Below are 26,597 nucleotides of genomic sequence, written 5' to 3'. Positions count from 1 at the left end.
ATATTATAGAACGCCTGCATAGGCGTTTTAAACCCTAAGCGTTTTCTTGGTCTGTTATTTAGTTTGTTCTCAATGTCCTGCATCTCATCATCAGAGACTTGTCTAAAGTCACAGCCTTTAGGCAGATACTCTCTGATCAAGCCGTTGGTATTTTCGTTGGTTCCTCGCTGCCATGACGCATAAGCATCGGCAAAGAAGAAAGAGCTAAAGAGCTTTTGTTTCACCTTTTTATGCTGAGCAAACTCTTTACCATTGTCAGAGGTAATGGTCTTAACCTGCAACCTCACTGGCTTTAAGAGCTCTATCATTGCCTCTGATACTTGCTGTGCCGTTTTATTATCCACACGTTTCATCTTCAGCAGCCCTGTTTTACGTTCAACGAGCGTGACAATCGCTTGCTTGTGATGCTGACCGATAATGGTATCCGCCTCCCAGTCGCCAATCCGCGTGCGCGCATCAACGATGGAGGGGCGCTCATGGATAGAGACTCTGTCATTAATACGACCACGAGTCTCAGCAGTTAAACGCTGCCGATAAGGCTTGGCTTTACGTCTGAGACACTGCCATAACCTGCCGCCCTTACGCTTGTTTGTCCATATATAGCGATAAATGCTCATATGACTGAGTCCACCATGAACACCTGCTATTTGCTGGGGACTCCAGTTCTCTTTAAGCTTGTCTGTGACCCATGCCCAGATGTCAGCCACAATAGTTATGGCGTTGTTAGCCCGTCTGTCACAAGCCTTGTTATTAGCATGCTTTGCTCGGTAACCTCGTAGGCTTTTATTGCGTCTAAGCTCTCTTGATATGGTACTGGGACTTCTGTTTAACGCCCTCGCTATAAAATTAATACTATGTTTTGCCCCTTTAAGGACATAAATCTGGTATCGTTCCCCTAGGCTTAGATGTGTATAGTTCATGGTTGCAATCTCACTTTGGTCGGTGGATAAAAACTTTGATGCTAGCGCATCTAGGTCTTTTTTTCACCTTGCATTTGGTATTGCACTTCATGTGTTAATCTAAGCATAAAAAAAAGAGGCTGTTTGGCCTCTTTCTATTTAGTATCTAAGATAGCTAGCAGCTTACTTTTGCTCAGCGCCTGCTGCATCCATATCAGACCGACCAATCACATCTAAATCCTCTAAGCACAGCTTGTCGTATTCCTTTTTGCAAAAATTAGGATCGATTTTGCACATCGCACTTTGCAATTGATCTAGGCGGTTTTCTGATTGCTGGATATGTTCAAGCATTTTAGCAAAGGCTTCTGCGACAGGGTCTTGAGAGAAAGGGTCAATACCGTAGGCTTGAAAGGTGGTGGTTCGTTTGGTATTCGATACTGTGTCTTTTACTTTATCTTTGTCAGTACTGCCAGCTTGCGCGACTTTTTCTTGCTGTTTGGCATCTTGGACTTTGGTCGCGATGGGATTGCCTTTTTCATCATGATAGTCCGAAATCATGCGAGCCGCACTACCGACCATGGTGGCATTTGCTGGGACGGGTTTGACAACCACAGCATTTGAGCCGATTTTGGCATTCTTACCCACAGTAAATGGGCCCAATACTTTTGCACCAGCCCCGACTGTCACCCCATCTTCTAAGGTTGGGTGACGCTTGCCATTATTTTGCGAGACGCCGCCGAGGGTGACGCCATGATAAAGCGTGACGTCATTACCAATTTCTGCTGTTTCACCAATGACCACGCCAACCCCATGATCGATAAAGAATCGCTTACCAATTTTGGCAGCCGGATGAATTTCAATGCCTGTGATGATACGCGAACCGTAAGAAATAACGCGAGCAGCGAGCTTTTGCTCATGTTGCCACAGATAATGTGCCCCGCGATGCAAAATAAGCGCGTGGATGCCAGGATAGGTTAGGATGACTTCCAAGCTATTACGCGCTGCAGGATCGCGGGTGAATACCGCATCGATATCTTCTTTTAGATCTTTTTTGATGCTGGTAAGCGATTTGAACAATTTGGCTGGCAATGACATAAAGCGTCCTATCGTATTTTTGATGACAATCTCTTTAGTTATAGCAGTTTCGCAGTACAAAATATAGCGATGAATAATAAATTAAAACAGATTGTTTATAGATAAACACCAAGCAGTGGCGATTTTTCTATAGACAATCATAGGTGACTTACATAGGCGACTTGCACAGGTTACTTAGCTGTCACTGGTAACATATTTTAGCAGTTCGACAACCTGTTCAGGCGTTTGCGCCCATGCCATTGCAGCCGCATCCACTTCTTTTAGCGGATGAATAATATCTTCAGCATGTAGCGTGATATAAGGTTTGCCCAAAGCGGCGCAGTAGCCCGCGTCAAAGGCGGCGTTCCATTGTTTGTATTTATCACCAAAGCGAATTATGGCAATATCACATTTTTGAATCATATTTTTGGTACGAATCGCATTCACCTTTGATGACTGATGGTCGCGCCAGAATCCATTGTCATTTTTACCCAACACATCACCAGCCGCGTCGCTGGCTTCGTGTTCAGTCACGGCGGAGGTAAAGGTAATAGCAAGACCATAATCCTTCGCACCTTGCATAATTTTCTGCCGCCAGTCGCTGTGTATCTCTCCAGATAAATAAACAGTCCAGTTCACTGTTAACTCCTTTTTATTATTAAACCATCTGATTTGCAATACACTAACACTACTGTTGCCAATGCCAAAAACTCAACGCCCTAAACATTGCGCATTAGAAGCTTTAATCTTTTGCAAGCTTAGCAATTAAAGCGCTTAATAGCTGATATTCTTTTTGATCAAGCTGTAAGCGTGAGCCCAGTCGTGATAGGCGTGACGGTAAAGACTTTAGGTTTTCACTATCGGCCAGTCCGCGTTGAACCATCAATTCAGTCGTGCGCTGAGTCAGCTGCTGTAATTGCTGTTGGCTAATGGCGGGTTCATCCCATTGTTGCCGTAGATGAACGTCTAATGTTGGCTGAACCGTTGCATCTTTATCATTATCTAGGCTGTTGGTAGTCGTTTGGGCATGAGTTTGTGCATAAGCAAAGATAAAGCTGGCAATCACTTGCACGGCAGAGGCAACGTTGAGCACAGGATAAGCCGGATTGGCATCAATTTGAATATGATAATCAGCGTAAGCCAATTCTTCATTGGTCAATCCGCGGTCTTCACGCCCAAATAAGATAGCAATATTTGGCTTATTTGTAGATTGAGCATTTTCACTCAATTTAATGCTTTCATTATTATCGGCTACATCGAGAGCAGTTTGCTTATCGATAAAATCAAACATGATTTTGGCAGCTTGCGTGGGTGTCACCACAGGGCGCGGCAAATGACGGCTGCGACTGCTGGCCGCAAATACGAGCTGGCAATCTCCAATAGCAGACTCTAGGCTTGGCGATATCAAGGCTGATGATAATACGTCACTGCCACCAGCAGCATGAGAGACGCTGGTGTCATCGATTGGTAGCTTGGGATCGATGACAGTTAAACGCGACAAACCCATGGTATGCATGGCGCGTGCCGCTGAGCCGATATTGGCAGGCAAAGTGGTATTAACCATGACGACTTGTAGGCAAGAAAGATAGTCATTCACACTACTCATGATTGCCCCAAGCGTTGATTGATTGCCTGTTCAGCACGTTGTAAGGCGACGGCGATATCTTCAATCAGTGCCGCTTGCTCACCGATACGGCGCTCACGGCAGCGCTCTTGTAATTGGCTGCTCAGGTTCATCAACTGGGTCGTACCCAAGTTGGCGCAAGCCCCTTTTAGCGCATGAGCAACTTCGAAACCATTGGCATTATCATTTTTTTGTTGGGCAGCTCGTAACTTTGTGAGGCGCTGGTAACTATCAGCAATATAAACTTGTATCAAGTCGGCAAAGTCTTCTTCTAGCAAGTCACGCATGTCTTCAAATTGTTCGTGATTGATAATTTCTTCATCAGAAGCAGCATTGATAGGATTGTTATTAAAATTTTCAGTCATAAGGGTATGTCCAATATCGTAAAATTAGTGCAGTTCGAATAACCACAATAAACAGTTTAGGGCGTGCCCTCAATTCAAGCGATTGTATCTAAATGGGCTAAAAATGGCTAAATTTTGCCAAACATCGTCAAATAGCTGATTAATATCCCGATATTATTTCCGCTATTTTCCTCACTTGCCTGCAATTTATCTCATTTTTATGACCATTTTTTAAATGAGGACACGCCCTAGCTATAATGAAAATGTAAATTATCTTCGCTAAGCATGTTCTTCAACTGCTGCAAATTATCATCGTTAGGGTAGACGCGCCAATGTTCGGAGAGCCCTACATTAGCAATACCGAACTCTTCGTAAATGCTAAGTCCCAGCGGCAGGCAGTTATCGTTGATTGAGGCGTCGGTATTGCTCAGAGCATTATTGGCATAACTTTGATTAGAAGCGCTTTGACTCATATCACTTTCTAATGCCAACAAATCATTACCGTCTTCGTCATACAAGCTGCCACCCATGGCAGGGTCATAAACGTTATTGTTGCTATTACCTTGCTCGTCCTGCTCGTCATTAAAGGACAAGCGCGGTTTTGGGATAATGTCAGCTTGTGCCGATTTGAGTAGTGGCTGCAAACGTGTCAGTAGGTTAATGTCACTGCCGTGGACTTTAATACTGATTTTTTTCAGCCATCGCAAGCGTGCATCAACCATACTCATGGCATTATCAAGACGAGCAAACAGACGACCGTCACGCTCACGAATACTGCCTTTGATGATGACCACTTCATCCACCTTCAACTGTTCTTTGACACGGTTAAAACGTTCAGCATAGCAGCTAACTTCAAGGCGTGAGGTTCCATCATCTAAGATAATTACATTACGATTACCAAAGTTAGCGATATCGATAATTAAGCCTGCAAAATAGCAGCTACCGTTGTAACCAGTGTCCGTTAGCTTATCGAGACGTGCGCCTGAGGTATAGCGTTTGATCTCATCCAAATACTCATTGATTGGATGGCCGGTTAAATACAAACCTAAGGTGTTTTTCTCCGCTTTTAAACGGTGCTTATCACCCCAAATTAATTCTGAGGTCATGACCAATGGCGGTGCAGCAACGACACCGTCCATTTCACCAAATAAGTCCATCATGCCGATTTCACGGTTCTGACGGTCTTGTTCAGCGGCTTGTACGGCGCTTGGCAATTGACTCATAAGCGCGCCACGAATCTCGTAAGCTTCATCGGCTGGCAAGTCAGGACGTAGGGTCGCCGCAAAGTCATCAAAACACCCAGCACTCACTAAGGCCTCAAGCGTACGTTTATTGACTTTTTTGATATCGACGCGGCGGCAGAAGTCATATAAATCTTTAAACGGACCTTCACGGCGGCGCGCATCAACGATAGACTCAACGGCACCTTCGCCAACGCCTTTAATCGCACCCAAGCCATAAATGATATTGGTCGGGGTATCGGCGACGAAATGCCATTCACTACGATTCACCGATGGATTGACCACAGTTAACTCAAAGTTTTCACGGCAATCATTGATAAAGAACACCACGTTGTCGGTGTTGTTCATATCTGATGTCAATACCGCTGCCATAAATTCGGCAGGGTAGTATTGCTTGAGATAAGCGGTCTGATAAGCAAGCACGCCATATGCGGCAGAATGCGAGCGGTTAAAACCGTAACCAGCGAACTTTTCCATCAGGTCAAAGACACCACCTGAGGTCACTTCATCGATACCTTGCGCCGTGGCACCAGTGACAAAGATATCGCGCTGTTTGGCCATCTCTTCGGGTTTCTTTTTACCCATCGCACGGCGTAACATGTCCGCACCACCCAAGCTATATCCTGCCATGACCTGCGAGATCTGCATGACCTGTTCTTGATAGACAATAACGCCGTTGGTGTTTTCTAATATTGGCTCAAGGTTTGGATGGTCATAGATGACTTCCTCGCGACCGTGTTTACGATCAATATACATCTCTACCATGCCAGCATCGAGCGGACCCGGACGATAGAGCGCACACATGGCGATCACATCTTCGATATTAGTCGGTTGTAATTTCGCCAAATACTTTTTCATACCCATACTTTCAAGCTGAAAGACGGCAGTAGTCTTGGCATCTTGCAATAGCTTGTAGGCTTTTTTGTCATCTAATGGCAAGTCTTCTAACACCAACGCTTCTTTGCCTTCTTTCGCACGACGCAAGTTGATGTTTTCTACCGCAGCGTTAATGACGGTTAAGTTACGTAGACCCAAAAAGTCGAACTTTACCAGACCAACCGCTTCGACATCATCTTTATCAAACTGACTGACACGGTGACCATCGTCATCACAATAAATGGCGCTAAAGTCAGTGATTTTATGCGGGGCAATTAGTACGCCACCGGCATGTTTACCAACGTTTCGGCAGACACCTTCAAGCTTGATTGCCATCTCCCAAATTTCGATAGCATCTTCATAATCCATATTGTCAGGATTGGAGATTAAGTCTTTAAGCTGTGGCTCTTGCTCGAGCGCTTGGCTGAGCGTAATACCGGGGGTCTTTGGAATTAATTTAGACAATTTGCTGGCAAGAAAGTACGATTTACTTTGTACCCGCGCCACATCTCGTACCACTGCTTTTGCCGCCATGGTACCAAAGGTTATAATTTGCGAGACCGCTTCACGCCCATAAGTTTGCGCCACATAATCAATAACACGGTCACGACCTTCAATACAAAAGTCAATATCGAAATCGGGCATGGAGACACGCTCAGGATTTAAGAAGCGCTCAAATAGTAGGTCGTAATGGATAGGGTCGAGGTCGGTAATGTTTAACGCATAAGCGACCAAGGATCCTGCACCAGAACCACGACCGGGTCCAACGGGTACGCCATTGGCTTTTGCCCAGCGGATAAAGTCCATGACGATTAAGAAGTAACCGGGAAAGCCCATGGATAAGATAACTTCCAGCTCATATTCTAAGCGTTCATCATACTTTTGGCGAAAATCGCTCCAGTTATCAGTACGTGCTTCAACGGGAAATAGCTTATCTAATCGATTGTTAAGGCCCCGTATTGACTCTGCGCGAAAAAACGATTCAATCGTTTCGCCTTCAGGGACAGGAAAATCGGGCAGGACGTTAATACCAAGGGTCAAGGTTACATTACAGCGGGTTGCTAAACGCAAAGTATTATCAATTACCTGTGAAATATCATCAAACAACTGCTCCATCTGTGCTTGGGTTTTAAGATATTGCTCATCTGAATAGGTTTGCGGACGATTTTGGTCAGCGAGCACGTAGGAGCCTGCGATACAGACGCGTGCTTCATGGGCGTCAAAATCGTCTTGCTCTAAGAAGCGTACGTCGTTATGAGCAATAATAGGAATATTGTATTTGGCACCTGAGTGGATAGCAGCCTGAATAAAGGTGTCTTCCCCTGAACGATTGGTACGCTTGATGGCAAAGTATAAGCGATCATCAAACTGTGCTTGCCATTCTGTCAGCAGCTCATCAGCTTTTTCTGGCATAGAGCCGACTAGCGCTTGACCCACATCTGACTTTTCGGTAAATAAGACAATGACGCCTGCGGCATGCTCTAAAATATGGCTGCGTTTGATGACAGGCACGCCATGATTGGCAGCGTCAGCGCGTCCTTCAGTGAAGCCAAGCGAGACGATACGGGTAATGTTTTGATAACCCTCGTTATCCATCGCTAGCAGGGTTAGCCGCGTGTCCTCATTCTCCATGATGACTTCGCTACCGATAATCGGTTTGATACCAGCACCTAGGCAGGCACGATAGAACTTCACCGTGGCATAAAGGTTGGATAAATCAGTTAACGCCAGCGCACGTTGGTTGTCTGCCGCCGCCGCTTTGATAAGCGGCTTTATACGCACGATAGAATCGGTGATCGAATATTCGCTGTGAATGCCAAGGTGTACAAATGCCATAGAGGACTCTTACTGATACGATCAAAAGGAAATAGGTTGCTAAGAAAATAAATTTATTATTATCAATGATTTAATTGGTGTTTTAGAGTTAATTAGAAGTGAATAAGACGTCAATAGCCATATTTATTCATTTTAAATTTAGCTGCTAATAATAGCATTATTTGGTACGTACAGCCACCGATTCAAGGGTATCAAATTGAATGGATGGTTTTTGGGAATGGGTTTGATTATAGGAAAAAGCCTTCTATATCATAATGATGTAGAAGGCTCTGATAGGTGAAAGATTTACGATTATTTAGCTAATATTTAACGCTTATCATGTTTATCACTATAAGCTATCCAAAAGTCTGCGTTTTCAACGCCTGCTTTTCTAGGGTCAAAGACAGGATCGAGTCCTAGCTTCATTTGCTCGTCGTAGTCTTTTAACACTTTTAACGCCGTTTTGCTGAGTAAGACGATGGCGATGAAGTTAAGGTAACACATACTGCCGAAACCAATATCACCTAGCGCCCACATAACACCGACTGATTGCATACTACCAGTGAAGCAGATTATTAAGAATATAATTTTTAATATTGGCTTTAGTACTGGATAGCGTAGCTTGCTATCCAAATAGACTAGGGTGGTTTCAGCGATGTAGTAATAAGCAATCAAGCAAGTAAAGGCAAATAAGAAGATAGCAATAGCAACAAAACCGCTACCGAATTGACTAAATACCGTTGATACTGCGGCTTGAGTAAATGCGGTTCCAGCTGCAATGCCAGGCATGTTTTCGACTAAGACCAAGCCTTCGGCAGGAATAACGTTATACATGCCGGTAGACAAGATCATAAGCGCAGTTGCAGTACAGACGAGAACCGTATCAACATAGATAGAAAAGCTTTGCACTAAGCCTTGTTTGGCAGGGTGAGAGACTTCTGCAGCAGCGGAGCTGAAAGTAGCTTCGCCTGCACCAGCAACGTTTGAGAATACAGCACGGCGCACACCCCAAGATATTGCTAAACCAACAATACCGCCAAAGACAGCATCCATACCAAACGCACTTTTGAAAATAAGAGCGAACATAGCAGGTAGGTTTGAGGCATTAAAGGCCAAGACAATAACCATCAACAGAATATAGCCAATTGCCATAAAGGGCACAACCGTGCCAGCAAAACTGGCGATACGTTTGACACCGCCAAAGATAATAAAGGCCAATAGAGCAACGATGATGGCACCAGTTATGACGGGTGGGATATTAAAGGCGGTATTGAAAGAGTCGGCAATGGTGTTGGCTTGCACGCCCGGCACCAAAACACCATAAGAAAGACAAGTGACTGCTGCTACTAGAATAGCGAATGGCTTCATCTTTAGACCACGTTCGATATAGAAGGGCGAGCCGCCACGATATTGATCATCGACCGTATGCTTATAAACCTGTGCAAGGGTAGACTCAATAAAAGCACTCGCACCGCCAAGTAAGCCCATGACAATCATCCAAAATACCGCTCCTGGACCACCCGCTGCGATAGCGGTGGCCACCCCTGCGATATTACCAACCCCAATACGACCTGATAACGCCATACAAAAGGCTTGGAAAGAGCTAATACCTTGGGTTGAAGTTTGCTTATCAAACAACAGTCTAGTCATCTCTTTGAGATAGCGAAACTGGACACCGCGAGTCATCACGGTAAAATAAATGCCGACACCGAGTGCCAAATAAACTAACGCATCGCTCCATATATAGCCGACGATGGTATTAATAATCGCTTCCATGGCCTTACTTCCCTGTAAGTATGTGACTAAAGGCTTAAATCATTTAAGCTGTTGTTTTAATTTATGACTGTACTGACTGAACACGCTTGTTAATTAACTAACCAAATAGTCTTGGTCTGTGCGTATTGTGATAAGGCTTCTAAACCATTGTCACGACCGCCAAACCCTGATTGTTTATAACCGCCAAATGGCGTCGTGATATCACCTTCTGAAAAACCGTTGATTGAAACAGTACCTGCTTTAATGGACGATGCCACACGATAAGCGCGCTTGATGTTCTGTGTATAAAAAGAAGCGGCGAGTCCATAGTTGGTTTCATTGGCTAATTTGATGGCTTCTTCTTCGGTCTCAAAACTCGTTACCGCCAGCAAAGGACCAAATACTTCTTCCTTGAACAAAGTCATATCGGCTGTAACATCATCAAAAATAGTCGGCTCAATATACCAGCCACTGCCTAAATCTTCACGAATGTTGCCACCTGCAACGATCGTTGCGCCTTCCTCTTTAGCAGTCTGTAAATAATGTGAAACTTTGTCAAAATGGGCTTTTTCAATCATAGGACCAATGGCAGTATCAGGATCGTAGGGTGAGCCGACCTTCCAACCTTTTAGACCGTTTTTTAGTTGCTCAAGTAGCGCTTGTTTTTGGCTGCTGTGAACTAATAAGCGTGAGCCGCAGCTACAGTTTTCACTCATATTCCAAAACGCGGCTGATAGGATATCGTTAATGGCGGCGTCATCAAGTACGGCATCATCAAAGACTATTTGTGGGCTTTTGCCGCCGCATTCTAAGACGATCTCTTTTAGATTGCTTTGGGCCGAGTATTGTAAGAATAGACGTCCGACCTCTGTTGAGCCGGTGAACGACACCATATCGACATCCATATGCTGGCCGAGTGCGGCACCGACATTTTCACCAAGACCGCAGACCATTTGCAGCGCTTCTTTGGGCACGCCAGCTTCATAGGCAAGCTCGGTTAAACGATAAGCCGATAGAGAGGTCAGCTCAGCAGGTTTAACAATAACGGAGTTGCCCATAATGAGAGCAGGGGCGACTTTCCAAGCGTACATTTGGGCTGGGAAGTTCCAAGGTAATACCGCACCAACGACACCAATGGGCTCTTGCACGATAAGTCCTAAAGCCGCGTTACCTGTCGGCGCGACTTTGCCAAATACCTTATCAGCGGCCTCGGCATACCATTCAAAAGTTTCAATAGTCGCTGGCATGTCAGTGTTTAAGCATTCGGTAATCGGCTTGCCCGCATCCACACAATCTAATGCTGCCAGCTCCTCGACGTGCTCATGCATGAGTGCACACCAGCGCTGCACAATAGCCTTGCGCTCAGCAGGAGCCAGACGACGCCATTCACCGTTTTCAAAAGCATCGCGAGCGACTTGCACGGCAGTATCGACATCATCGCTAGTACCTGACGCAATTTGACCGATAATACTGTTATCAATCGGCGTGTAATTGTCCAAAGTAGCGTCTGATAAGCCATCTGCTGCTATTAAGTGACCCGCCCATAATTGCTGCTGTTTTGCTTTCTCAAATACTTGTTGTTTGGTAGATTGTTGTTTGGTGCTCATTTTTCTAATCCTTATCTGCTAAGTTTGATGTCATCGATTCGAGATTTGAATACGGCATCAAATTTAGCGTGGGTTATCCTTAACATTGTTTTTACTAAGCTGAGCTGAGTGCTATTTAGACAGTAAGGCTAAAAACTCTGCTTTTTCGTCTTCTGGCATGTCAGTTAGTGGCACGCGAACTGAGCCGACATCCATGCTGCCTTTTAAACATCCCGCTTTGGCCTTTTGGTTGTAGTTGCCAGACTCCATAGAATGGATAGCAGGATAAATCTCACTCATGATTTGCTTGGCCTTATCCCAGTCGCCTTGCTGGGTGGCGTTAAATAATGCGACTTGTTCTGCTGGGAAGACGTTCGCTGCGCCTGCGATCCAGCTTTTTGCACCCCAAAAGAAGAAATCAACGGGCTGATCATCACAGCCACAAACCACATCAAAGTCATCAAAATTAGCTTGCAGCATGCGTAGCGCATGACTAAAGTCGCCGCTGCTTTCTTTTACACCGACGATGTTAGGATGCTTAGCTAGATGAGCAACAGTGTCAAATTCAATGGCAACGCCAACACGATCAGGGAAGTTGTACATAATAATCGGCAGCTCACTAGCATCCGCGACTTTTTCGAAGTGAGCGATGATGCCATCTTGCTCAGGTAAGCTATAAGGAGTGGCAGACAGCATCAGGCCGTCATAACCTAAGGCTTTGGCTTGTGCGGCAAGCTCAATACAGTGGTCAGTCGATAAGCTGTTGATACCAGCAATCAGAGTGACTTTATTTTCAGCGCCTTTATTTTTTGCGGCTGCAGCGATAGTGGTTAATACGAGCTCGCGCTCTGCGGCCGAAAACGTATAGTACTCACCTGTGGTACCGCAAGCGACGATACCGGCTACGCCTTTGTCGATAAAAGCTTCGACCAGTGTCGTTAATTTTTGCGCATCAACGTCGCCGTTATTGTCGAAAGGGGTGACGATTGGGACTAAAATTCCATTTATGTTCATGAGACTATCCTTATTGGTGTTGATATTGATGGTGATTTAACGGGTAATGATTCAATGATGAATCGGTTGATTTTTACTTGGTTCATAACCGTTCGATAAGCACCTTATTGAAAGCGGGTAAGTTGATACGGTTTTGGATCGATAGTATGGTCTTCATCAAAATAGTATTCGGCAATCATTTGCGCACTAACGACAGCTTGCGTTAAGCCTAAATGCTGATGACCAAAGCTTAAAAATACGCGCTCGATTTTGTCGATGACTGGTAAGGAGTCTGCGGTCGATGGACGAAACCCCATCCATGACACGCGATCACTAGCATCTAACGGCGCTTTTAACATAGGCTGCGCTTGTTGTAATAGCATATGTGCACGCTGCATATTGGCAGGCGCGTCCAGTCCTGCGTACTCCACCGTACCCGCCAAACGTAGGCCGTCTTGCATCGGGGTCATGACAAAGCGTCGATCCAAACTCGATACGGGAATCTGTAAGCGCGCGCTTTCATGCGGTAGCATTAAGTGATAACCACGTTCGGTATCTAAAGGTATGTTGACGCCTGTTAGTTGCTTGGCCAAGGCTTTAGAGTGGGCGCCTGCTGATAGCATCACTTTGGACGCTGTCATATCACCTTGACTGGTGGTTAAATGAACACCATCTGCACCATTAGTCGCTGCAAGGACGCGACAATGTTCAATAACATGACCGCCCAATTGTATAAAGGTATTGTGAAGCTGATTAATGACAGCTTTTAAATTGGTGATATGTCCTGTATTTGGGAAAAATAACGCCGCTAATTGGTTATCTTGTAAGGCAGGCTCACGCTCTAATAAATCCTCTTTGCTCAACAGCTCATTTCTCACATCAATGTCATTGAGACGCTTGCCGTGTGCTGTTAATAGCTCAAGACTACTAGGCTTTTCAACCGTTAATAACGAACCCTTTACTTGTATCCAGTCGCCTAATTGCCACTGATCAGCAAAACCTTGCCATGCTTGCAGGCTGTTTTGATTTAAGCTTAACAACGCTTGATGAATCCGCTCAAATGGCTCAGGGCGCATATTCATGAGCAACTGCACTGCCCACGGCAACAAACGCGGTAGATAGCGCCAGTCTATGCGCAGCGGTCCAGTCGGATTCAATAACATAGCGGGTACATGACGGAGCATACTGGCATCAGCAATGGGGAATACTTGCTCGGTAGCGATATGACCTGCGTTACCAAATGACGCACCTTGACCCACTTCGTTGGCGTCCAGCAGTGCGACTTTTACGCCTCGCGCTTGCAACGTCACTGCAGCCGCTAGACCGATAATGCCGCCACCAATAATATGTAAGTCGAAGTTTGAGGTAGTCATAATTTTTCTCGCTTACGTTCGTCGATTAAGCACTCTCAATAGTGTTTACGCGTTTATCAATAAATATGTCACTTAATAAGTTAAGCCACTTCATAAATCAGGTCATTCCATAAATAATGCTGAGAGCTCATTAAGACGGAATTCCCCATTTAAAAGGATCATTTTCTTGCACAATGAGTGTGGTCTCAGCACAAACATAAGCATGACCACAAATCGTTGGGATAATGGTCTGCTCAGGATAAGCCGTACCAGCTGCATTATTGAGCTCAGTTGCATATTGATAACTGCCAGTGAATACACTGCCAACAACACTTTGTTGGCGCCAGATTTGACCAGGCGCTAAGAGGTCGTCAGCAGCAAGGCAGGCAAGCTTGGCACTGGTGCCGGTGCCACAGGGTGAGCGGTCATAAGCAGCACCTGGACATAAAACGAAGTTTTTACTATCGACTTGGTCATCATCGCTATCGGCAAATAACTCGATGTGGTCAATCTCGCCGCCGTTTTTGCCGGTGATATTAGCAGCGATTAATGCTTGCTTAATTTGCATGGTTACTTGAGTCAATTTTTCGACATTATTTGCTTGAATGTCTTGTCCATGCTCACTGACTAAAAAGAACCAATTGCCACCCCAAGCGATGTCGCCACGGATAAGCCCTAATTCAGGAACGTGAACGTCAACTTGTTTTTTATAACGGTAAGAAGGGACGTTTTGTACACTACAGCTGCCATCATCATGTAAGGTTGCTTTAACCAGACCGACAGGAGTCTCTAGCCAGTGCACGCCTGCCGATATCTTTCGTTGATAAGCCAATGAGACGATAACGCCAATCGTGCCGTGTCCGCACATGCCTAAATAACCAGCATTGTTAAAGAAAATAACGCTCGCTGTGGCTTTAGGATTGGTAGCAGGGAAGAGTAACGCACCGACAAGAACATCATTGCCGCGTGGCTCTAAGATGATACTTTTGCGTAGATGATCGAAGTTTTGTTTGAAGTATTGCAGCTTATCTTGAAGAGTGTCGCCGACGAGTTCAGGAAAGCCGTCATAGACCATACGAGTGGGCTCACCGCCCGTATGAGAGTCAATAATTTTAAAATTAAATAATATAGAAGACATGACTGACGCCCTAATTCATCCGTGAAAAAGTTATATTCCGCTTTTTATGCATGAGACCTAATGGTTTTAAGTTAACAGCCAATAGTTGGTTGTTATTTTCTGAGGTCTATATATAGAGTGGACTTTTTTAGAGAGAGCGTCTTGGTGTTTTTTCATGGATAAATGCGTATTTCTGCATAGTGGCTCGGTGTACACTAGAGAGGTCTGTGCCTAAAAATTGGCAATAAAATAGTCAGTTCGAAATAAAGTCGATACGTTAATAGCCACGTGCTGCTGCGGTAAATTTTTCTTGCGTGCTGTTCGCCAGCGTGACATAGCCTTCGAGTTATGGATGTTTGGCTGAATGTAAAATTGATATGACAGGGATGAGATGCGATGACTGATGTAATAACAGATGTAATAGAAGATACCGCGCTTGCTATGCTTACCACGTCATTGCAGCAGAGTATGACTGTCTATCGTCCTGACAGCCGTGAGGCTTTTATCGGTAATGTCTCATTATTACTACCGCTGCTGAATACTTTGACCAATGTGGTATTTTTTGTGAAAGATGAGCAGGCGCGTTATCAGCTGGCAAACAAAACCTTGTTAAAACGCTGTCAGTTGAGTCAGCACGAAGATATCGTGGGATTTACCACAGAAGAGGTGTTTTCGCATCGACAGAGTAGGGATTATATTTTGCAAGATATGAAGGTATTGCGAGAGGGGAAGTCTATCGTTGATAACTTAGAGCTGCACAGTTATGCGTCCGGTCAGTTAGGATGGTGTATTACCAATAAACTGCCTATCTATAATAAGAGCCAACAAGTGGTCGCCATGGTTGGGATATCGGTCGATATTCATGAAGATAACGAGCGCGTTTTACGTAAACACGCGCGCTTGGCTGAAGTCGCTCAGTTTGTACGAGCGCATCTTGATCAAAAAATAAATATCGCCCAATTGGCTGACTTGGCTAATTTAAGCGTATCGCAGCTAGAGCGCACCTTTAAGGCCGTACTGAATATGTCGCCATTACAGTTTGTGCAAAAGCTGCGCTTGGAGTATGCGGTGAAGTTATTGGCTCGTCATGAGGTGTCAGTGACTCAGATATCGTTGAACTGCGGCTACAGCGATCACAGTGCTTTTAGCCGTCAGTTCAAACAATTCACGGGTTTGTCGCCCAGCCAATTTCGCCAAACGCATTTATCATAAAAAAATCAAATCAATACCCAACGACTGCCGCATCGACAATACGTGGATCTGAAGATCCATACACGCCATTTGGGGTCAGCATAATCGATTGCGTTGAGCCCATGGCAGACTGCGGACTGACCTTATGTCCCATTGATTCTAGTTTTTTAATGGTATCGACATTAAGGGCTTTTTCGATACGAATCTCATCAGGCAGCCATTGGTCATGAATACGCGGTGCGTGAGTGGCTTCAGCGATATTCATGTCATGGTCGATGACGTTGGATATGACTTGTAGAACCGTGGTGATAATTCGGCTACCACCTGGGCTACCAGTAACGATGTAAGGCTTGCTGTCTTTGAATACCAGCGTCGGACTCATAGACGATAATGGACGTTTATTGGCTTCAACGGCATTTGCTTCACCGCCTAATAAGCCATAACCATTTGGCACACCCGGTTTGGCAGAAAAATCATCCATTTCATTATTCAATAAAATGCCTGTGCCATCAGCGACAAGACCTGTACCGTAAGAGAAGTTTAGCGTATAAGTATTGGCTATGGCATTGCCGTCTTTATCAACGACAGAGAAATGCGTGGTTTGATCGCTCTCATATGGTAGGGGATTGTTTGCTTTAATCGTCGAAGCTGGTGTGGCTTTGTTTGGATCGATTAGGCTACGCAGTTTATCCGCATAAGCCTGAGAGGTTAGACCACTGGTAGGTACGTCGATAAAATCAGAATCTCCCAAGTACTCAGCGCGATCCGCATAAGCGAGCTGCATCGCTTCTGCCATTAAGTGAATGGTTTGCGCGCTGTTTTGTCCGTATTCTTTTAGCGGATAACCTTCTAAAATATTTAAGATTTGCACGATATGGATACCACCAGAAGACGGTGGCGGCATCGAGACAATCTCATAACCACGATAGTCGCCTTTAACTGGCTCGCGAGCGATGGCTTCATAATTAGCCAAATCCTGTAAGCTCATACGACCACCCGCATCATTAACCGCTTTTACCAATTTCTTGGCCGTTTCACCTTTATAAAAGCCATCTGCACCTTTTGCGGCAATCAGTTTTAGCGAGCGGGCAAGTTCAGGTTGCTTTAAGCGTTCGCCAGGTTGATAGGCGCTGCCATCAGGTTTAAAAAACACCTTTTTAGTACTTGGCCATTTTTGCATGCGATCACTCAATGCTGTGAGCGATTCAGACAAGCCTGCGGTGACTTCAATACCATTTTCAGCCAGTGCAATGGCTGGTGCCATCACCTGTCCGCGGCTCATCGTGCCATGTTCTTCTAGTGCTTTGAGCAATCCTGCTACTGTCCCCGGTACACCAACCGCTAGACCGTGATAGCGTGATAAATCACTGACAGCATTGCCTTCCTCATCGAGATACATATCACGAGTGGCAGCACTTGGTGCTTTTTCACGATAATCAAGCGCCACGGTCTTACCTTGCTTCGCGTCATAAATCATCATAAAACCACCGCCACCGATATTCCCAGCACGCGGCAAAGTCACTGCTAAGGCAAAGCCAACCGCGACCCCAGCATCAACCGCATTACCACCGTCTTTTAAAATCTTGAGTCCAATATCAGAGGCAAGCGCTTCTTGGGTGGCGACCATACCGTTCTTTGCCCAAACCGGATGATGAATCGCATCTTCAGAATAAATGGCTTGATCGGCATTGGCGTTGTTAATCGTGGAAGTAAGCGTATTGGTTTTGGCTCGTGTAACACGTTTGGTTTCAGACAACACAGTAGGATTATCTGCCATAATCGCTAGATTAATTGCACTGGTGTTAATCGATGTTGGGTTAATGGTATTCGATTTATTGATTGTCGATTCAACAGCATGAGCAGATAACGATACTAAAAACGTACTGCTGATTAATAGAATAGCGGTTTTTATTTTTGCTCTGTTTTTAAAGTTATTTTGAGAAGCATTGATTTCATCTTTTGATATTAGATTTTGCATTATAAATTCCTTTTTGAGCAATTGATGACACGTTTGGTCTGTAAAAATAAGACTGTAAAAATAAAGAGGCTAGAACGTTAGGGCGTGCCTTAATTGACATAATGATTAGCGCCACGTTTGCTAGATAAACAGTCTTATCAAAAATGCTGAAAATTTTTAAGAAATACGTTCTAATCTTACTAAATTGTAACGCATTGTGATATAAATAATAGTGCTAGAATTTATTCGTTATTGTCTGTCTATTTATAAGAAGAAATTACTATGTCATCCAACCATACTCATAAACGCGACCAACAGCGTCACTCTGGCATGGCTCATCATCAGTCATCTGCCCATAACTATAACCACAACAAGCATAATAAGCATTCATATCAGTCGCGCAAATTAACCTTTATAGCAGGCTGCGCATTACTGGTTGGCAGTGCGTTTGGGCTGGCAGGCTGCCAATCAAACCCAGCGCTATCATCATCTGCGGTATCAAAAAGCATGATTGATTTTAGTAGCGCTGATAGCACGCAGAGCCAAGCCCAAGGACGTGCATTTAATGCAAGCCGCACTGCCAAATCTGAGCGTTATCAACAATTATTTGACCAAGACAAATACCCCAATACCGACAATCAAGCCAAATCACATTTACTGGCGGCTATTCGTCAGCATCTGGTAACAGAACATGTGGCAGTCGCGCAAGCCAATTATCAAGCCGCACCTTTTATTGATCCAGATAGCATTGATGCAGGATCTAGTAGCTTGCTTAGAACGATTATAGAAGCTTATGCTTATGAGCCTGACGGCGATTATGATGAAAGTGCTTATGATGAAAGTGATCATGAGGACAGGCAAACTGAGGCTATGGCAGAGTTAGCAGCGGTAAGTATAGAGTCGAATACATGCAATAAAAATGATGACGATGACGCTTATGAAGTCTGTGTTGTAGAGGATATTAACTACGATGAAGACGGCTATGATCAAGACGGTTACAACGAATATGGCTACAATCGAGAGGGTTACGACATAGATGGCTATAATGAATATGGTAATGCAGAAGGTGGCATTCTCTCAGGGGTCTCAAACCTAAAGTCCAAAAATCTGTTAAAAAACTATGAAGCCATACAAATGGCTAAACAGCAGTCAGAGGCGGTAGAACAAGATAGCCCATCAGCGTCATCTACGGGCGTCATTGGTCAAATGCTGAGTATGTTCCATCGTACGCCTGAACAGATAGCTGCGTCAAATGCTTATCAATATAAAAATTTAACCTTTAATAGTGTCAGTCAGTACAGACCCAAACAACGCCAATTACAAAGCGTCTATAGCTATGACTATATGACACCAACGATTGCCTCATCCATACAGATACCGTTAGCGTTCGATTTTAACCATAGTACAGTTACGGTAGACCCATCGGCAATCCTGCCTATCGTGGCGCTTGTTAATCCTGAAAATACCCCTTTACCTAATCAAATGACCTCACATACCGTCAGTTTTGGCTTGCCAGAGAGTATTACCGCGCAGCTACCGCCAGCAGTGCTGTATGATGCCGCCATCGCTGCCATACAGAGTAGCATGGCAGAGCTTGCGCCCGAGCACTTTAGCGCGGTAGATATTCGCAGTGATGCCTTTGCCAAAGAAGTCGGGGCGAGGCGTGCGGTAAAAGTCTATTTTGGCAGTAAGCAAAGCGGTGAGATGATTGGCAAGACTTTAAAATACATGACAAAGTCGCTACAGGATTATGTCGATGCCAATCCACAAAAATATCCTGATGGCGCTATGCTAAAAACCGCGCTGGCGAAAGTGCAGCTATACAATAAAGGCTACCAAAGTGCGGATGTAGGTTCGCTTTTGCAACTTATTGAGGCCATCGGTCCGATCTCTTTTAATCAGATAAATTACTATTATTTAGACAGCTCAGATCGCCTGCTTGCCAAGCAGCAGCGGATAAATATCGGTGGCGATTTGCTGGGCTCTACGACCAGCGTGCTAAACCAAATACGCTATGATAAAAGCAGCTTTAATAACCACGCACTAACGCCTTTATTGACCGAGTCTTTTGGCGCAAATGCTAAAGCTGCTATCGATGGTAATGCATGGATCGCAGAGCAGCGTCAACAAAAAGACAGACTTCAAGCAGCACGTGATGCCCGCTATGATTATAGTGGTCGCAGTGGTGATTACGATGATGACGACTATGGTAGCGATTATGCGGATGATGATAGCAGCTATGAGGCAGCAGAATATGACAGTGTTGATCGTCAAGATGATAATGATATCGAAGACGATGCCGCAGATGATGCTGACAACAGGGTAGACGATCAATAACGCTATCTTGTCATGTTCAAGCCCATATTTATTAAGGATAAAAAATGAAAAAAGCACATCAAATCATTGCAAGTCGTCTTCCGTCAGCTAGCTTTCCGTCAGTTATCAATAGCCACCGCCTATTTGCTGGTACATTGATCACAGGGGCACTATTATTAACGGGTTGCCAATCTACCAGTCTCGAACAATCTAACGCGATAACTGCTAAGCAAACACCAGCGGCAGCCAAGACAGCATTGGCGACGGCGTTACAAAAACAGCGCCACCAGTCCTTTAGCTACCATAGCAATCTTGAAATCAGTAACGAGCAACAGTTTAGCGATGTTGATAGCACGCAACTGGTGGCATCAGAATATGTGGATAGCTATTGTGATGATAGCCACGACCAAGCTTATGGGGCCTTATTAACAAAGGCGCAAGCACAGCATAAAGATATTGCAGCGACTGATTATGATGACCAGCGTGAGGCACTTAAACAGTCCTACCTAGCTTGTTCGGCTGCTTATGAGGCATGGAGAGACGCGCACTATGATAGTGAATCCTATGCCATTAATGATGCGGCTGAGGACGTTGTAGATTCAGTAGCAGAGATGGAAACAACCGCGTCTGATATGGACTCGGCTCGTGAAGCAAGCGCTACGACTGTCTCACCCTATGTGTCGCCCTATTATGAAAAGCTATTTAATGAATATGAGAATAAGCAGAGCAAACAAGATATCAAAAAGTCACAATTACTAGATGCTTATGTGCTAAAGCCCTTATCTATCGATGTACAGGGCCTCTATCAGCCAATGGCTGGCAAAGCGACGATGCTGGCGAGCATGCAGTATCAAGCGCGCAATCATCAAAGCAGTATCAATCAGCCTATTTATATAGATTTTAAAAACGGTGATATTTATCTGTGGGCAGATAATTTTGCGATGCTCAATTCAGAACTGTTAGATGACAAGCTCGGTACAAAGTGGCGCAACAAGTGGTTAAAACTAGCCATTGATGACGGCACCTTACCCAAAGGCTTTGGTAGTGAATTGATAAAAAGCCACTTTGCAGCGTTAGATGCCACATTTGATGCTGCACCTGTCAGCCAGTTTGATTATGTCGCCCCTAATACGCTAGCCTCGCTCTCTCCCAAGCTGCCCGCGCATCAGCTACCAGCCATGCTGGCAAGTAATCAAGTCATTCGCCGTGTACAAAGTGCTGAGAGTTATGAGCAGTTTTATCAAGACTACATGCGCATCATCTACGAGCGGCTAAGTCAGCGATATCCAGAACTGGTTAAAGAAAGCGCGGCTTACGAGGCAGGCGACACAAATGCTAAGAAATTTACCAGTAAAGCGTTAGTGCAGCAAATGTTGGCAATGATAAAGAATGACATAGATAGTGGCAGTGAGACAGTAGATGAAACAATGGCAGAGGCAAAAGAAGAGACGAAAGAAGGTACAATACTAGCGAAAGCAGAGACACAGCAGTTGTATGGCTTTGATAAGCGTGGTCAGCTCAAATGGCAGCATCTGCGTAGTGAGCTTCCGAGTGAAACTTCCTCTAATAATATGGTCATGGATATTTTGCAGCAGTATTCCGCTATAAGCGCCAAAAACATGGCATTTCCCAATTTACCAAACGATGTGCAAGTGCCCAATGCTGGTAATAGTATTGATGTGCGCGAGTATGGTAATGAGCTGATGCAGTATTATCGTGATGGCAATGGTACTGCGATAGGAAAGATGATGTTTAGTGTCATGCCAATGGCTAAAGAGAAGTTCGGGACGATTGAATAAAAGCGGATTAATCGTAGGTAAGTTTAGTTAGTCGTTATTGAAATTAAAACTAAAAAGCGCACCGTTCATACGATGCGCTTTTTTATGTGTTCATAATCAGTCTTATAAAACATTCAGCATGAATGCAAAATAGTCTATTAATGACGACCTACATGCCTTGATGTGGTTTGCCATGCATTTTACCGTGCTTTGAGCCTTTATAACCTTTAGCCATTTTTTCGGCTTGCAATTTGGCAAGCTTGGCGCGCTGCTCAGCGGTTAATACTTGCGAGATAGCATGTTGAGTTTGTACACGCTCAATAAAGCGTTGTTTGGTTTTCGCCGCTTGCTGGTCAGCTAGACGATTAACGGCGGCTGTATTCAATGTGCTGGCACTGGTCAATGCTTGCATTTGTTGCTGCATTTGCGTACGTTCTGCTTTGTTTTTTGTACGGTCAGCTTTACGATCGCCGTGTTGTGCTTGCATGATGGCTTTGATTTGTGCTTGTTGCGTTGCTGTTAGATCTAGCTGCGACATTGGATCTCTCATGCCGTCTTTTTTCATGGCGTTTTTCATGCCATCTTTATGCTGCATTTTGCTGGTCGTTGGTGTGGTATCAGTGGTTGCATTCACACTGGTACAAGCCGTTACGGTGAAAATGCTAGACATTGCTAATACTGAGCCCATTAATAATTTTTTCATCATCATTACCTTAATTTATGGTGCAAACGTTATTGGTTGCGAAAAAGTCAGTTTTTATCTGATCAGCCTATGCATGGTAAGTGTCCCGGATAGCCACTATCCATCATTGCATATCATCAGTATTTGTCGCTGATAGCCGTTATGTTACGACAGTTAAAGGTTACGAACATTTATGAAGTATTAAGAAAGGTAACGTTTATAGCGAATCGATAAGCAATTGACTGATAATATGGCTAATAAAGCGATATAACGCTTAAGGAGACAGATGTGCCACACATATTACTAGGCGATGATGACGAAGAATTGACCCAGTTATTACAAGAGTACTTGCACAACCACGGGGTGACATGCGACTGCGTTCACGATGGTGAGGCGGTCATACAAAAACTTAAAGCGGCGATGAATAATGAGGCTGCTTACGATCTGCTAGTGTTAGACATTATGATGCCAAAAATCGATGGTCTTAGTGTGTTGCGTCAGTTGCCCAATATTAGTGATATCCCCGTGATTATGCTGACTGCCAAGGGAGAAGAGATTGATCGTATTATTGGGCTGGAGCTGGGCGCTGACGATTATATTACCAAACCTTGTAATCCTCGAGAGCTGCTGGCACGTATCAATGCCGTCATTAAGCGCACCAACGCGGCGGCATCAGAACATATGCCGCTACCAGAGAGCCGTTTACATCTGGATCAAAGCCAGCGGCTTTGTCAGATAGATGGCATAGAGTTGCAAGTCACTGGCACAGAATTTGATCTCTTGGTCGCGCTACTCAAACAAAAAGGCGAGGTCGTGAGTAAAGCGTGGCTGTCAGAGCATGTGTTGCAGCGAGAGTTACAGCCCTTCGATCGTAGTCTTGATGTCCACGTCTCGCGACTGCGAAAAAAACTTCAACCTTTCCACGATGAGCCGATAAAAGCGATTCGTGGTAAAGGCTATCAGTTGGTGCTGTGATGATGGAGTCCTCAATAAAAGCGTCCATATTTAAGATACGTATGACTTTATTTTGGCGTCTATTTTTAAGCTTATTGGTGACGATTTTGATCACTTCGGTTTTATCCATTATGGTGGAGCGCTGGCTCAGTGAAAAAGAGCTGAACGCTCGGATGGATGTGCAGATTGAGCGCTTATTGGTCAAGCGTGAAGAGCTGGTTGCAGCGTTAGAAATAGGCGATTTACCCACGGTTAGAGATATGTATCGTCAAGAGCGACGATTGATGAGTCAGATTAGAGTCTACGATGGGCAAGGCGCTATCATATTTCCACGCTATCGGGACAGAGAGGATCAGCCAAAAGATCGGCAAGCACTTGATTATTCTATGGAAACACCGCCGAAACCTAACAATGCCTCATTTGCTCAGCCCGCTAATGAGATGCCCAGTGCTAAGCCGTCTTATTTCGAAAGCATTTTTCAGCCAGTGATGCCTAGTCGGAGAGCTGCGATAGCTGATAGCGATAATCGCCCTGAATTGGCTGACCTGACCGTTGCTTTACCGGATGAGCAGAGCGTTATCATACAGCTGCGTCCCCATCTGCGTTTTGCCGACTTGGTCGCGCTGCAACGCAGTCATTTTCCTGTACGCTTGTTGCTGATAATTCTCTTTAGTATTTTGGTCTGCTATTGGCTCAGTCGTACCTTGACCCAGCGTATTCGCCGAGTGCAACATACCGTCCATCGCATGATTGATGGTGATTATCAAGTCAATCCAAACTTAACAACGATGGGAGATGATGAGTTAGGATTATTGGGTAAAGACGTGGCCCAATTATCGATACGACTGGCTGATAGCGAGCTGGCACGTAAGCAGATGCTCAGTGACATCTCGCATGAGCTGCGCTCGCCATTGGCGCGTTTGGATGTCGCCACTGAGCTGACGCGGGATTTTGCGCCCAATGCCAGTCGTTATCTCGACCGTATCGATAAAGAGTCGGCACGAATGAATGAGTTGATTGAGCAAATTATCCATATTCAATCGCTACAAATGCAGCAATACACCATCGATAATCTAGAAAGTGAGGCCGTCAATCTCTCTGAGATTATTAGCGACATTGCCCAAGATGTTTGTTTCGAGTTTCAACATAAAAACGTACGCTGGCAATGGCAGCCGCCTAGCTCCTCACTAAAAATATCACGAACGGATTCTTTGACAGAGTGTTGGACCATATCTGGCAATCAAGAACAGCTGCACAGTGCGCTTGAGAACGTCATTCGCAATGCCTTTATGCATACCTCACCAGCCTCTACCGTGATTGCTGAGATGACAGAAGTGCAGATGGACAATAAAACACCTGCTATCCAAATCAGTATCACTGACGAGGGCGGCGGCGTCGAAGATAAGGATGTAGATCGTATTTTTCAGCCCTTTGTCCGCCTCGATTCTGCGCGTCATCGCGAGACGGGTGGCTATGGCTTGGGACTGGCAATCGTCTACGCGGTTGTCATGGCGCACAAAGGACGAATCAATGTTTATAACCGCAAAGATGGCGTACAAGGGCTTGTGGTGCAGATAGTTTTGCCTATCGGATAACACTTATTTAACTATGACTTGTATATAGATTCACACACAAAGTGGTGCTTTAATACACAATATCAGTCAGTAACATATAGGGTCTGTTGAACATTCAAATGTGGCACTGGCAGTCCTAATATTTGAATGTTCAACAGACCCTATACAAATTTGTAATAAGAATATGAATCTGTGTTCAAAAAGCTGGACAATCAAGACTAGTCCATTTCTGATAAGACATTATATTCATTATTATGAATATAATGGACAAACGGTAGTAATTGGCTGATGAGTTGCATTGTTACTCTCTGTATATTCGGTAATACTAATATACAGAGAGTTATAAAAATGTTACAAAACAAAAACGTCTTATTTATTACACAGTCATGCAAGTGACACTCTAAAAAGGTTCATCCATATAAGCTTATAACCCGTTTTATTTTGTTATATCGACTCTCTACAAGATAGATAACGACTCTGATTTTTTAAATCCGATAAGTCTGTAAGGGAGTACACATTATGAACCGCATCTATAAAGTAATATGGAATGAAGCCTTGAATTGTTTCACTGCAGTTGGTGAATATGCTAAGGCACGTGGCAAATCTTCCAAATCTAGCGTGAGTGCAAACGCTACCATCAATACGACACCCAGTCTTTCATCCGTCAATAGTCTGCGCTTAAGTGCCATCGGATTAGGGCTGATAGCGGCTGGTTTTAGTCTTCAGGTGAATGCTGCCTCTTGCAATGCTGCTACAGAAGTAGAATGTGGGACTAATGCTACGGCAAGTCCTCTTCATGGCATTGCTATAGGTAAGAATGCCACAGCGTTCGGAAGTCAGACTATTGCCATTGGCGGAGGAAGTAGCGGTCAACACACCACCGCAATGGGTGAGCAATCTATTGCCATTGGTGCAAACGTTGTGACCAAAGGCGGATCTTCTATTGCCATTGGTGGTGACGATCTAAATGCCGCCTCTCAAGCCAATATTGATGGCACCTCAGCATCTGCAATCAATGGAGGTGATGTCAATACCGCATTCAAAGCTTATACGGGTCGTGACCTTGTTGAAGCGGGATATTACGTTAGAAATACCGAAGCTGGTGGTGCTGCTTCTATAGCGATTGGCTCAAAAGCGCTTTCTAAAGGTGCTTTGTCTACGGCTATTGGCGTACAGTCTTCCTCAGCGGGTGTTGCGTCCTCAGCCTTTGGCATGGGATCGTCAGCAAGCTTAGATGGTTCGGTTGCTTTAGGTGCAGGGTCAACGACTGCCACAAATGCAACCACTGAGTCGACCATGACCGTTGGCGGGGTCACACATACCATTGCAGGTCCTGCGATGCGAGTTGGTGATCAGGTCTCAGTTGGTTCAGCCGGCGCTGAGCGTCAGATCAAACACGTCGCTGGTGGAGCGGTGAATGCAAGCAGCACGGATGCGGTGAATGGCAGTCAGTTGCATGCCACTAATAC

Annotated in this window: 19 protein-coding genes; 6 read left to right on the top strand and 13 right to left on the bottom strand. The window is 44.8% G+C overall.

All coding sequences use genetic code 11. The features are described from left to right. From W293_RS0102945 to W293_RS0102895, 11 genes are all read right to left on the bottom strand, one after another. The coding region (locus W293_RS0102945) for an IS30 family transposase (protein WP_025651028.1) at window positions 1–920 on the bottom strand (920 nt) is incomplete at its 3' end. A gap of 162 nt (window positions 921–1,082) precedes the next feature. Then, window positions 1,083–1,955 carry a serine O-acetyltransferase gene (gene cysE / locus W293_RS0102940; RefSeq protein ID WP_374190010.1) on the bottom strand — a complete coding sequence of 291 codons (873 nt, stop codon included), beginning with the start codon at window positions 1,953–1,955 and terminating at the stop codon, window positions 1,083–1,085. 213 nt (window positions 1,956–2,168) lie between these two features. Next, the gene (locus tag W293_RS0102935; protein WP_025651025.1) at window positions 2,169–2,612 is read right to left on the bottom strand and encodes a YtoQ family protein; all 444 of its coding nucleotides are present in this window, start codon (window positions 2,610–2,612) and stop codon (window positions 2,169–2,171) included. A 103-nt stretch (window positions 2,613–2,715) separates the two neighbouring features. Next, entirely contained in the window at window positions 2,716–3,579 is an 864-nt protein-coding gene (locus W293_RS0102930; RefSeq protein ID WP_037025985.1) for an RNA methyltransferase, read from the bottom strand. Continuing rightward, entirely contained in the window at window positions 3,576–3,962 is a 387-nt protein-coding gene (locus tag W293_RS0102925) for an Hpt domain-containing protein (protein WP_025651023.1), read from the bottom strand. The genes W293_RS0102930 and W293_RS0102925 overlap by 4 nt, the downstream gene beginning before the upstream one ends. Window positions 3,963–4,189: 227 nt before the next feature. Then, window positions 4,190–7,894 (bottom strand): DNA polymerase III subunit alpha, encoded by a 3,705-nt coding sequence (dnaE, locus tag W293_RS0102920; RefSeq protein WP_025651021.1) that lies wholly within the window; start codon window positions 7,892–7,894, stop codon window positions 4,190–4,192. Between the two features lie 306 nt (window positions 7,895–8,200). Then, window positions 8,201–9,649, bottom strand: a complete 1,449-nt coding sequence (locus W293_RS0102915; RefSeq protein WP_025651020.1) for an alanine/glycine:cation symporter family protein — start codon at window positions 9,647–9,649, stop codon at window positions 8,201–8,203. Between the two features lie 89 nt (window positions 9,650–9,738). Next, complete coding sequence (locus W293_RS0102910; protein ID WP_025651019.1) at window positions 9,739–11,235, bottom strand: aldehyde dehydrogenase; 1,497 nt, start codon at window positions 11,233–11,235, stop codon at window positions 9,739–9,741. Window positions 11,236–11,346: 111 nt separating this feature from the next. Continuing rightward, a complete protein-coding gene (gene dapA, locus W293_RS0102905; RefSeq protein ID WP_025651018.1) occupies window positions 11,347–12,228 on the bottom strand; it encodes a 4-hydroxy-tetrahydrodipicolinate synthase in 882 nt (293 codons plus the stop codon). A gap of 104 nt (window positions 12,229–12,332) precedes the next feature. Further along, window positions 12,333–13,580: an NAD(P)/FAD-dependent oxidoreductase gene (locus tag W293_RS0102900; protein WP_025651017.1), complete on the bottom strand. Its 1,248-nt coding sequence runs from the start codon at window positions 13,578–13,580 to the stop codon at window positions 12,333–12,335. Between the two features lie 130 nt (window positions 13,581–13,710). Then, complete coding sequence (locus W293_RS0102895; RefSeq protein ID WP_025651016.1) at window positions 13,711–14,697, bottom strand: proline racemase family protein; 987 nt, start codon at window positions 14,695–14,697, stop codon at window positions 13,711–13,713. Window positions 14,698–15,072: 375 nt separating this feature from the next. On the opposite strand from W293_RS0102895, the gene W293_RS0102890 reads away from it, so the two are divergent. Next, window positions 15,073–15,888 carry an AraC family transcriptional regulator gene (locus tag W293_RS0102890; protein WP_227502385.1) on the top strand — a complete coding sequence of 272 codons (816 nt, stop codon included), beginning with the start codon at window positions 15,073–15,075 and terminating at the stop codon, window positions 15,886–15,888. A gap of 10 nt (window positions 15,889–15,898) precedes the next feature. Here the strand turns inward: W293_RS0102890 and ggt are convergent, their stop codons facing one another. Next, on the bottom strand, window positions 15,899–17,845 hold the full coding sequence (gene ggt, locus W293_RS0102885; RefSeq protein WP_025651014.1) for a gamma-glutamyltransferase: 1,947 nt from the start codon (window positions 17,843–17,845) through the stop codon (window positions 15,899–15,901). Between the two features lie 261 nt (window positions 17,846–18,106). Between ggt and W293_RS0102880 the strand changes: the two genes are divergently transcribed. Beyond that, window positions 18,107–20,161, top strand: a complete 2,055-nt coding sequence (locus W293_RS0102880; protein WP_025651013.1) for a hypothetical protein — start codon at window positions 18,107–18,109, stop codon at window positions 20,159–20,161. Between the two features lie 44 nt (window positions 20,162–20,205). Next, complete coding sequence (locus W293_RS0102875) at window positions 20,206–21,939, top strand: hypothetical protein (RefSeq protein WP_025651012.1); 1,734 nt, start codon at window positions 20,206–20,208, stop codon at window positions 21,937–21,939. A gap of 148 nt (window positions 21,940–22,087) precedes the next feature. On the opposite strand, the gene W293_RS0102870 is transcribed toward W293_RS0102875, so the two are convergent. Beyond that, the gene (locus W293_RS0102870) at window positions 22,088–22,621 is read right to left on the bottom strand and encodes a Spy/CpxP family protein refolding chaperone (RefSeq protein ID WP_025651011.1); all 534 of its coding nucleotides are present in this window, start codon (window positions 22,619–22,621) and stop codon (window positions 22,088–22,090) included. 267 nt (window positions 22,622–22,888) lie between these two features. Between W293_RS0102870 and W293_RS0102865 the strand changes: the two genes are divergently transcribed. The 3 genes from W293_RS0102865 to W293_RS16005 all read left to right on the top strand — a co-directional run. Then, window positions 22,889–23,575 carry a response regulator transcription factor gene (locus W293_RS0102865; RefSeq protein ID WP_025651010.1) on the top strand — a complete coding sequence of 229 codons (687 nt, stop codon included), beginning with the start codon at window positions 22,889–22,891 and terminating at the stop codon, window positions 23,573–23,575. 41 nt (window positions 23,576–23,616) lie between these two features. Beyond that, a complete protein-coding gene (locus W293_RS0102860; RefSeq protein WP_227502386.1) occupies window positions 23,617–25,149 on the top strand; it encodes a sensor histidine kinase in 1,533 nt (510 codons plus the stop codon). 498 nt (window positions 25,150–25,647) lie between these two features. Continuing rightward, a partial coding sequence (locus tag W293_RS16005) for an ESPR domain-containing protein (protein WP_025668711.1) occupies window positions 25,648–26,597 on the top strand: 950 nt, incomplete at its 3' end.

The sequence above is a fragment of the Psychrobacter sp. TB67 genome (genome assembly GCF_000511065.1).
GTDB lineage: Bacteria > Pseudomonadota > Gammaproteobacteria > Pseudomonadales > Moraxellaceae > Psychrobacter > Psychrobacter okhotskensis.
Note: the sequence above shows the minus strand (reverse complement) of the source record. Positions and strands in the feature narration are given on the sequence as shown.

What these genes read in the sequence shown, in the direction of transcription:
- W293_RS0102880 (WP_025651013.1), top strand. Translation starts at nt 18,107, where the DNA reads ATGTCATCCAACCATACTCATAAACGCGACCAACAGCGTCACTCTGGC.
- W293_RS0102910 (WP_025651019.1), bottom strand. Translation starts at nt 11,235, where the DNA reads ATGAGCACCAAACAACAATCTACCAAACAACAAGTATTTGAGAAAGCA.
- W293_RS0102900 (WP_025651017.1), bottom strand. Translation starts at nt 13,580, where the DNA reads ATGACTACCTCAAACTTCGACTTACATATTATTGGTGGCGGCATTATC.
- ggt (WP_025651014.1), bottom strand. Translation starts at nt 17,845, where the DNA reads ATGCAAAATCTAATATCAAAAGATGAAATCAATGCTTCTCAAAATAAC.
- W293_RS0102925 (WP_025651023.1), bottom strand. Translation starts at nt 3,962, where the DNA reads ATGACTGAAAATTTTAATAACAATCCTATCAATGCTGCTTCTGATGAA.
- W293_RS0102860 (WP_227502386.1), top strand. Translation starts at nt 23,617, where the DNA reads ATGACTTTATTTTGGCGTCTATTTTTAAGCTTATTGGTGACGATTTTG.
- W293_RS0102930 (WP_037025985.1), bottom strand. Translation starts at nt 3,579, where the DNA reads ATGAGTAGTGTGAATGACTATCTTTCTTGCCTACAAGTCGTCATGGTT.
- W293_RS0102870 (WP_025651011.1), bottom strand. Translation starts at nt 22,621, where the DNA reads ATGAAAAAATTATTAATGGGCTCAGTATTAGCAATGTCTAGCATTTTC.
- W293_RS0102890 (WP_227502385.1), top strand. Translation starts at nt 15,073, where the DNA reads ATGACTGATGTAATAACAGATGTAATAGAAGATACCGCGCTTGCTATG.
- dapA (WP_025651018.1), bottom strand. Translation starts at nt 12,228, where the DNA reads ATGAACATAAATGGAATTTTAGTCCCAATCGTCACCCCTTTCGACAAT.
- W293_RS0102875 (WP_025651012.1), top strand. Translation starts at nt 20,206, where the DNA reads ATGAAAAAAGCACATCAAATCATTGCAAGTCGTCTTCCGTCAGCTAGC.
- W293_RS0102915 (WP_025651020.1), bottom strand. Translation starts at nt 9,649, where the DNA reads ATGGAAGCGATTATTAATACCATCGTCGGCTATATATGGAGCGATGCG.
- dnaE (WP_025651021.1), bottom strand. Translation starts at nt 7,894, where the DNA reads ATGGCATTTGTACACCTTGGCATTCACAGCGAATATTCGATCACCGAT.
- W293_RS0102895 (WP_025651016.1), bottom strand. Translation starts at nt 14,697, where the DNA reads ATGTCTTCTATATTATTTAATTTTAAAATTATTGACTCTCATACGGGC.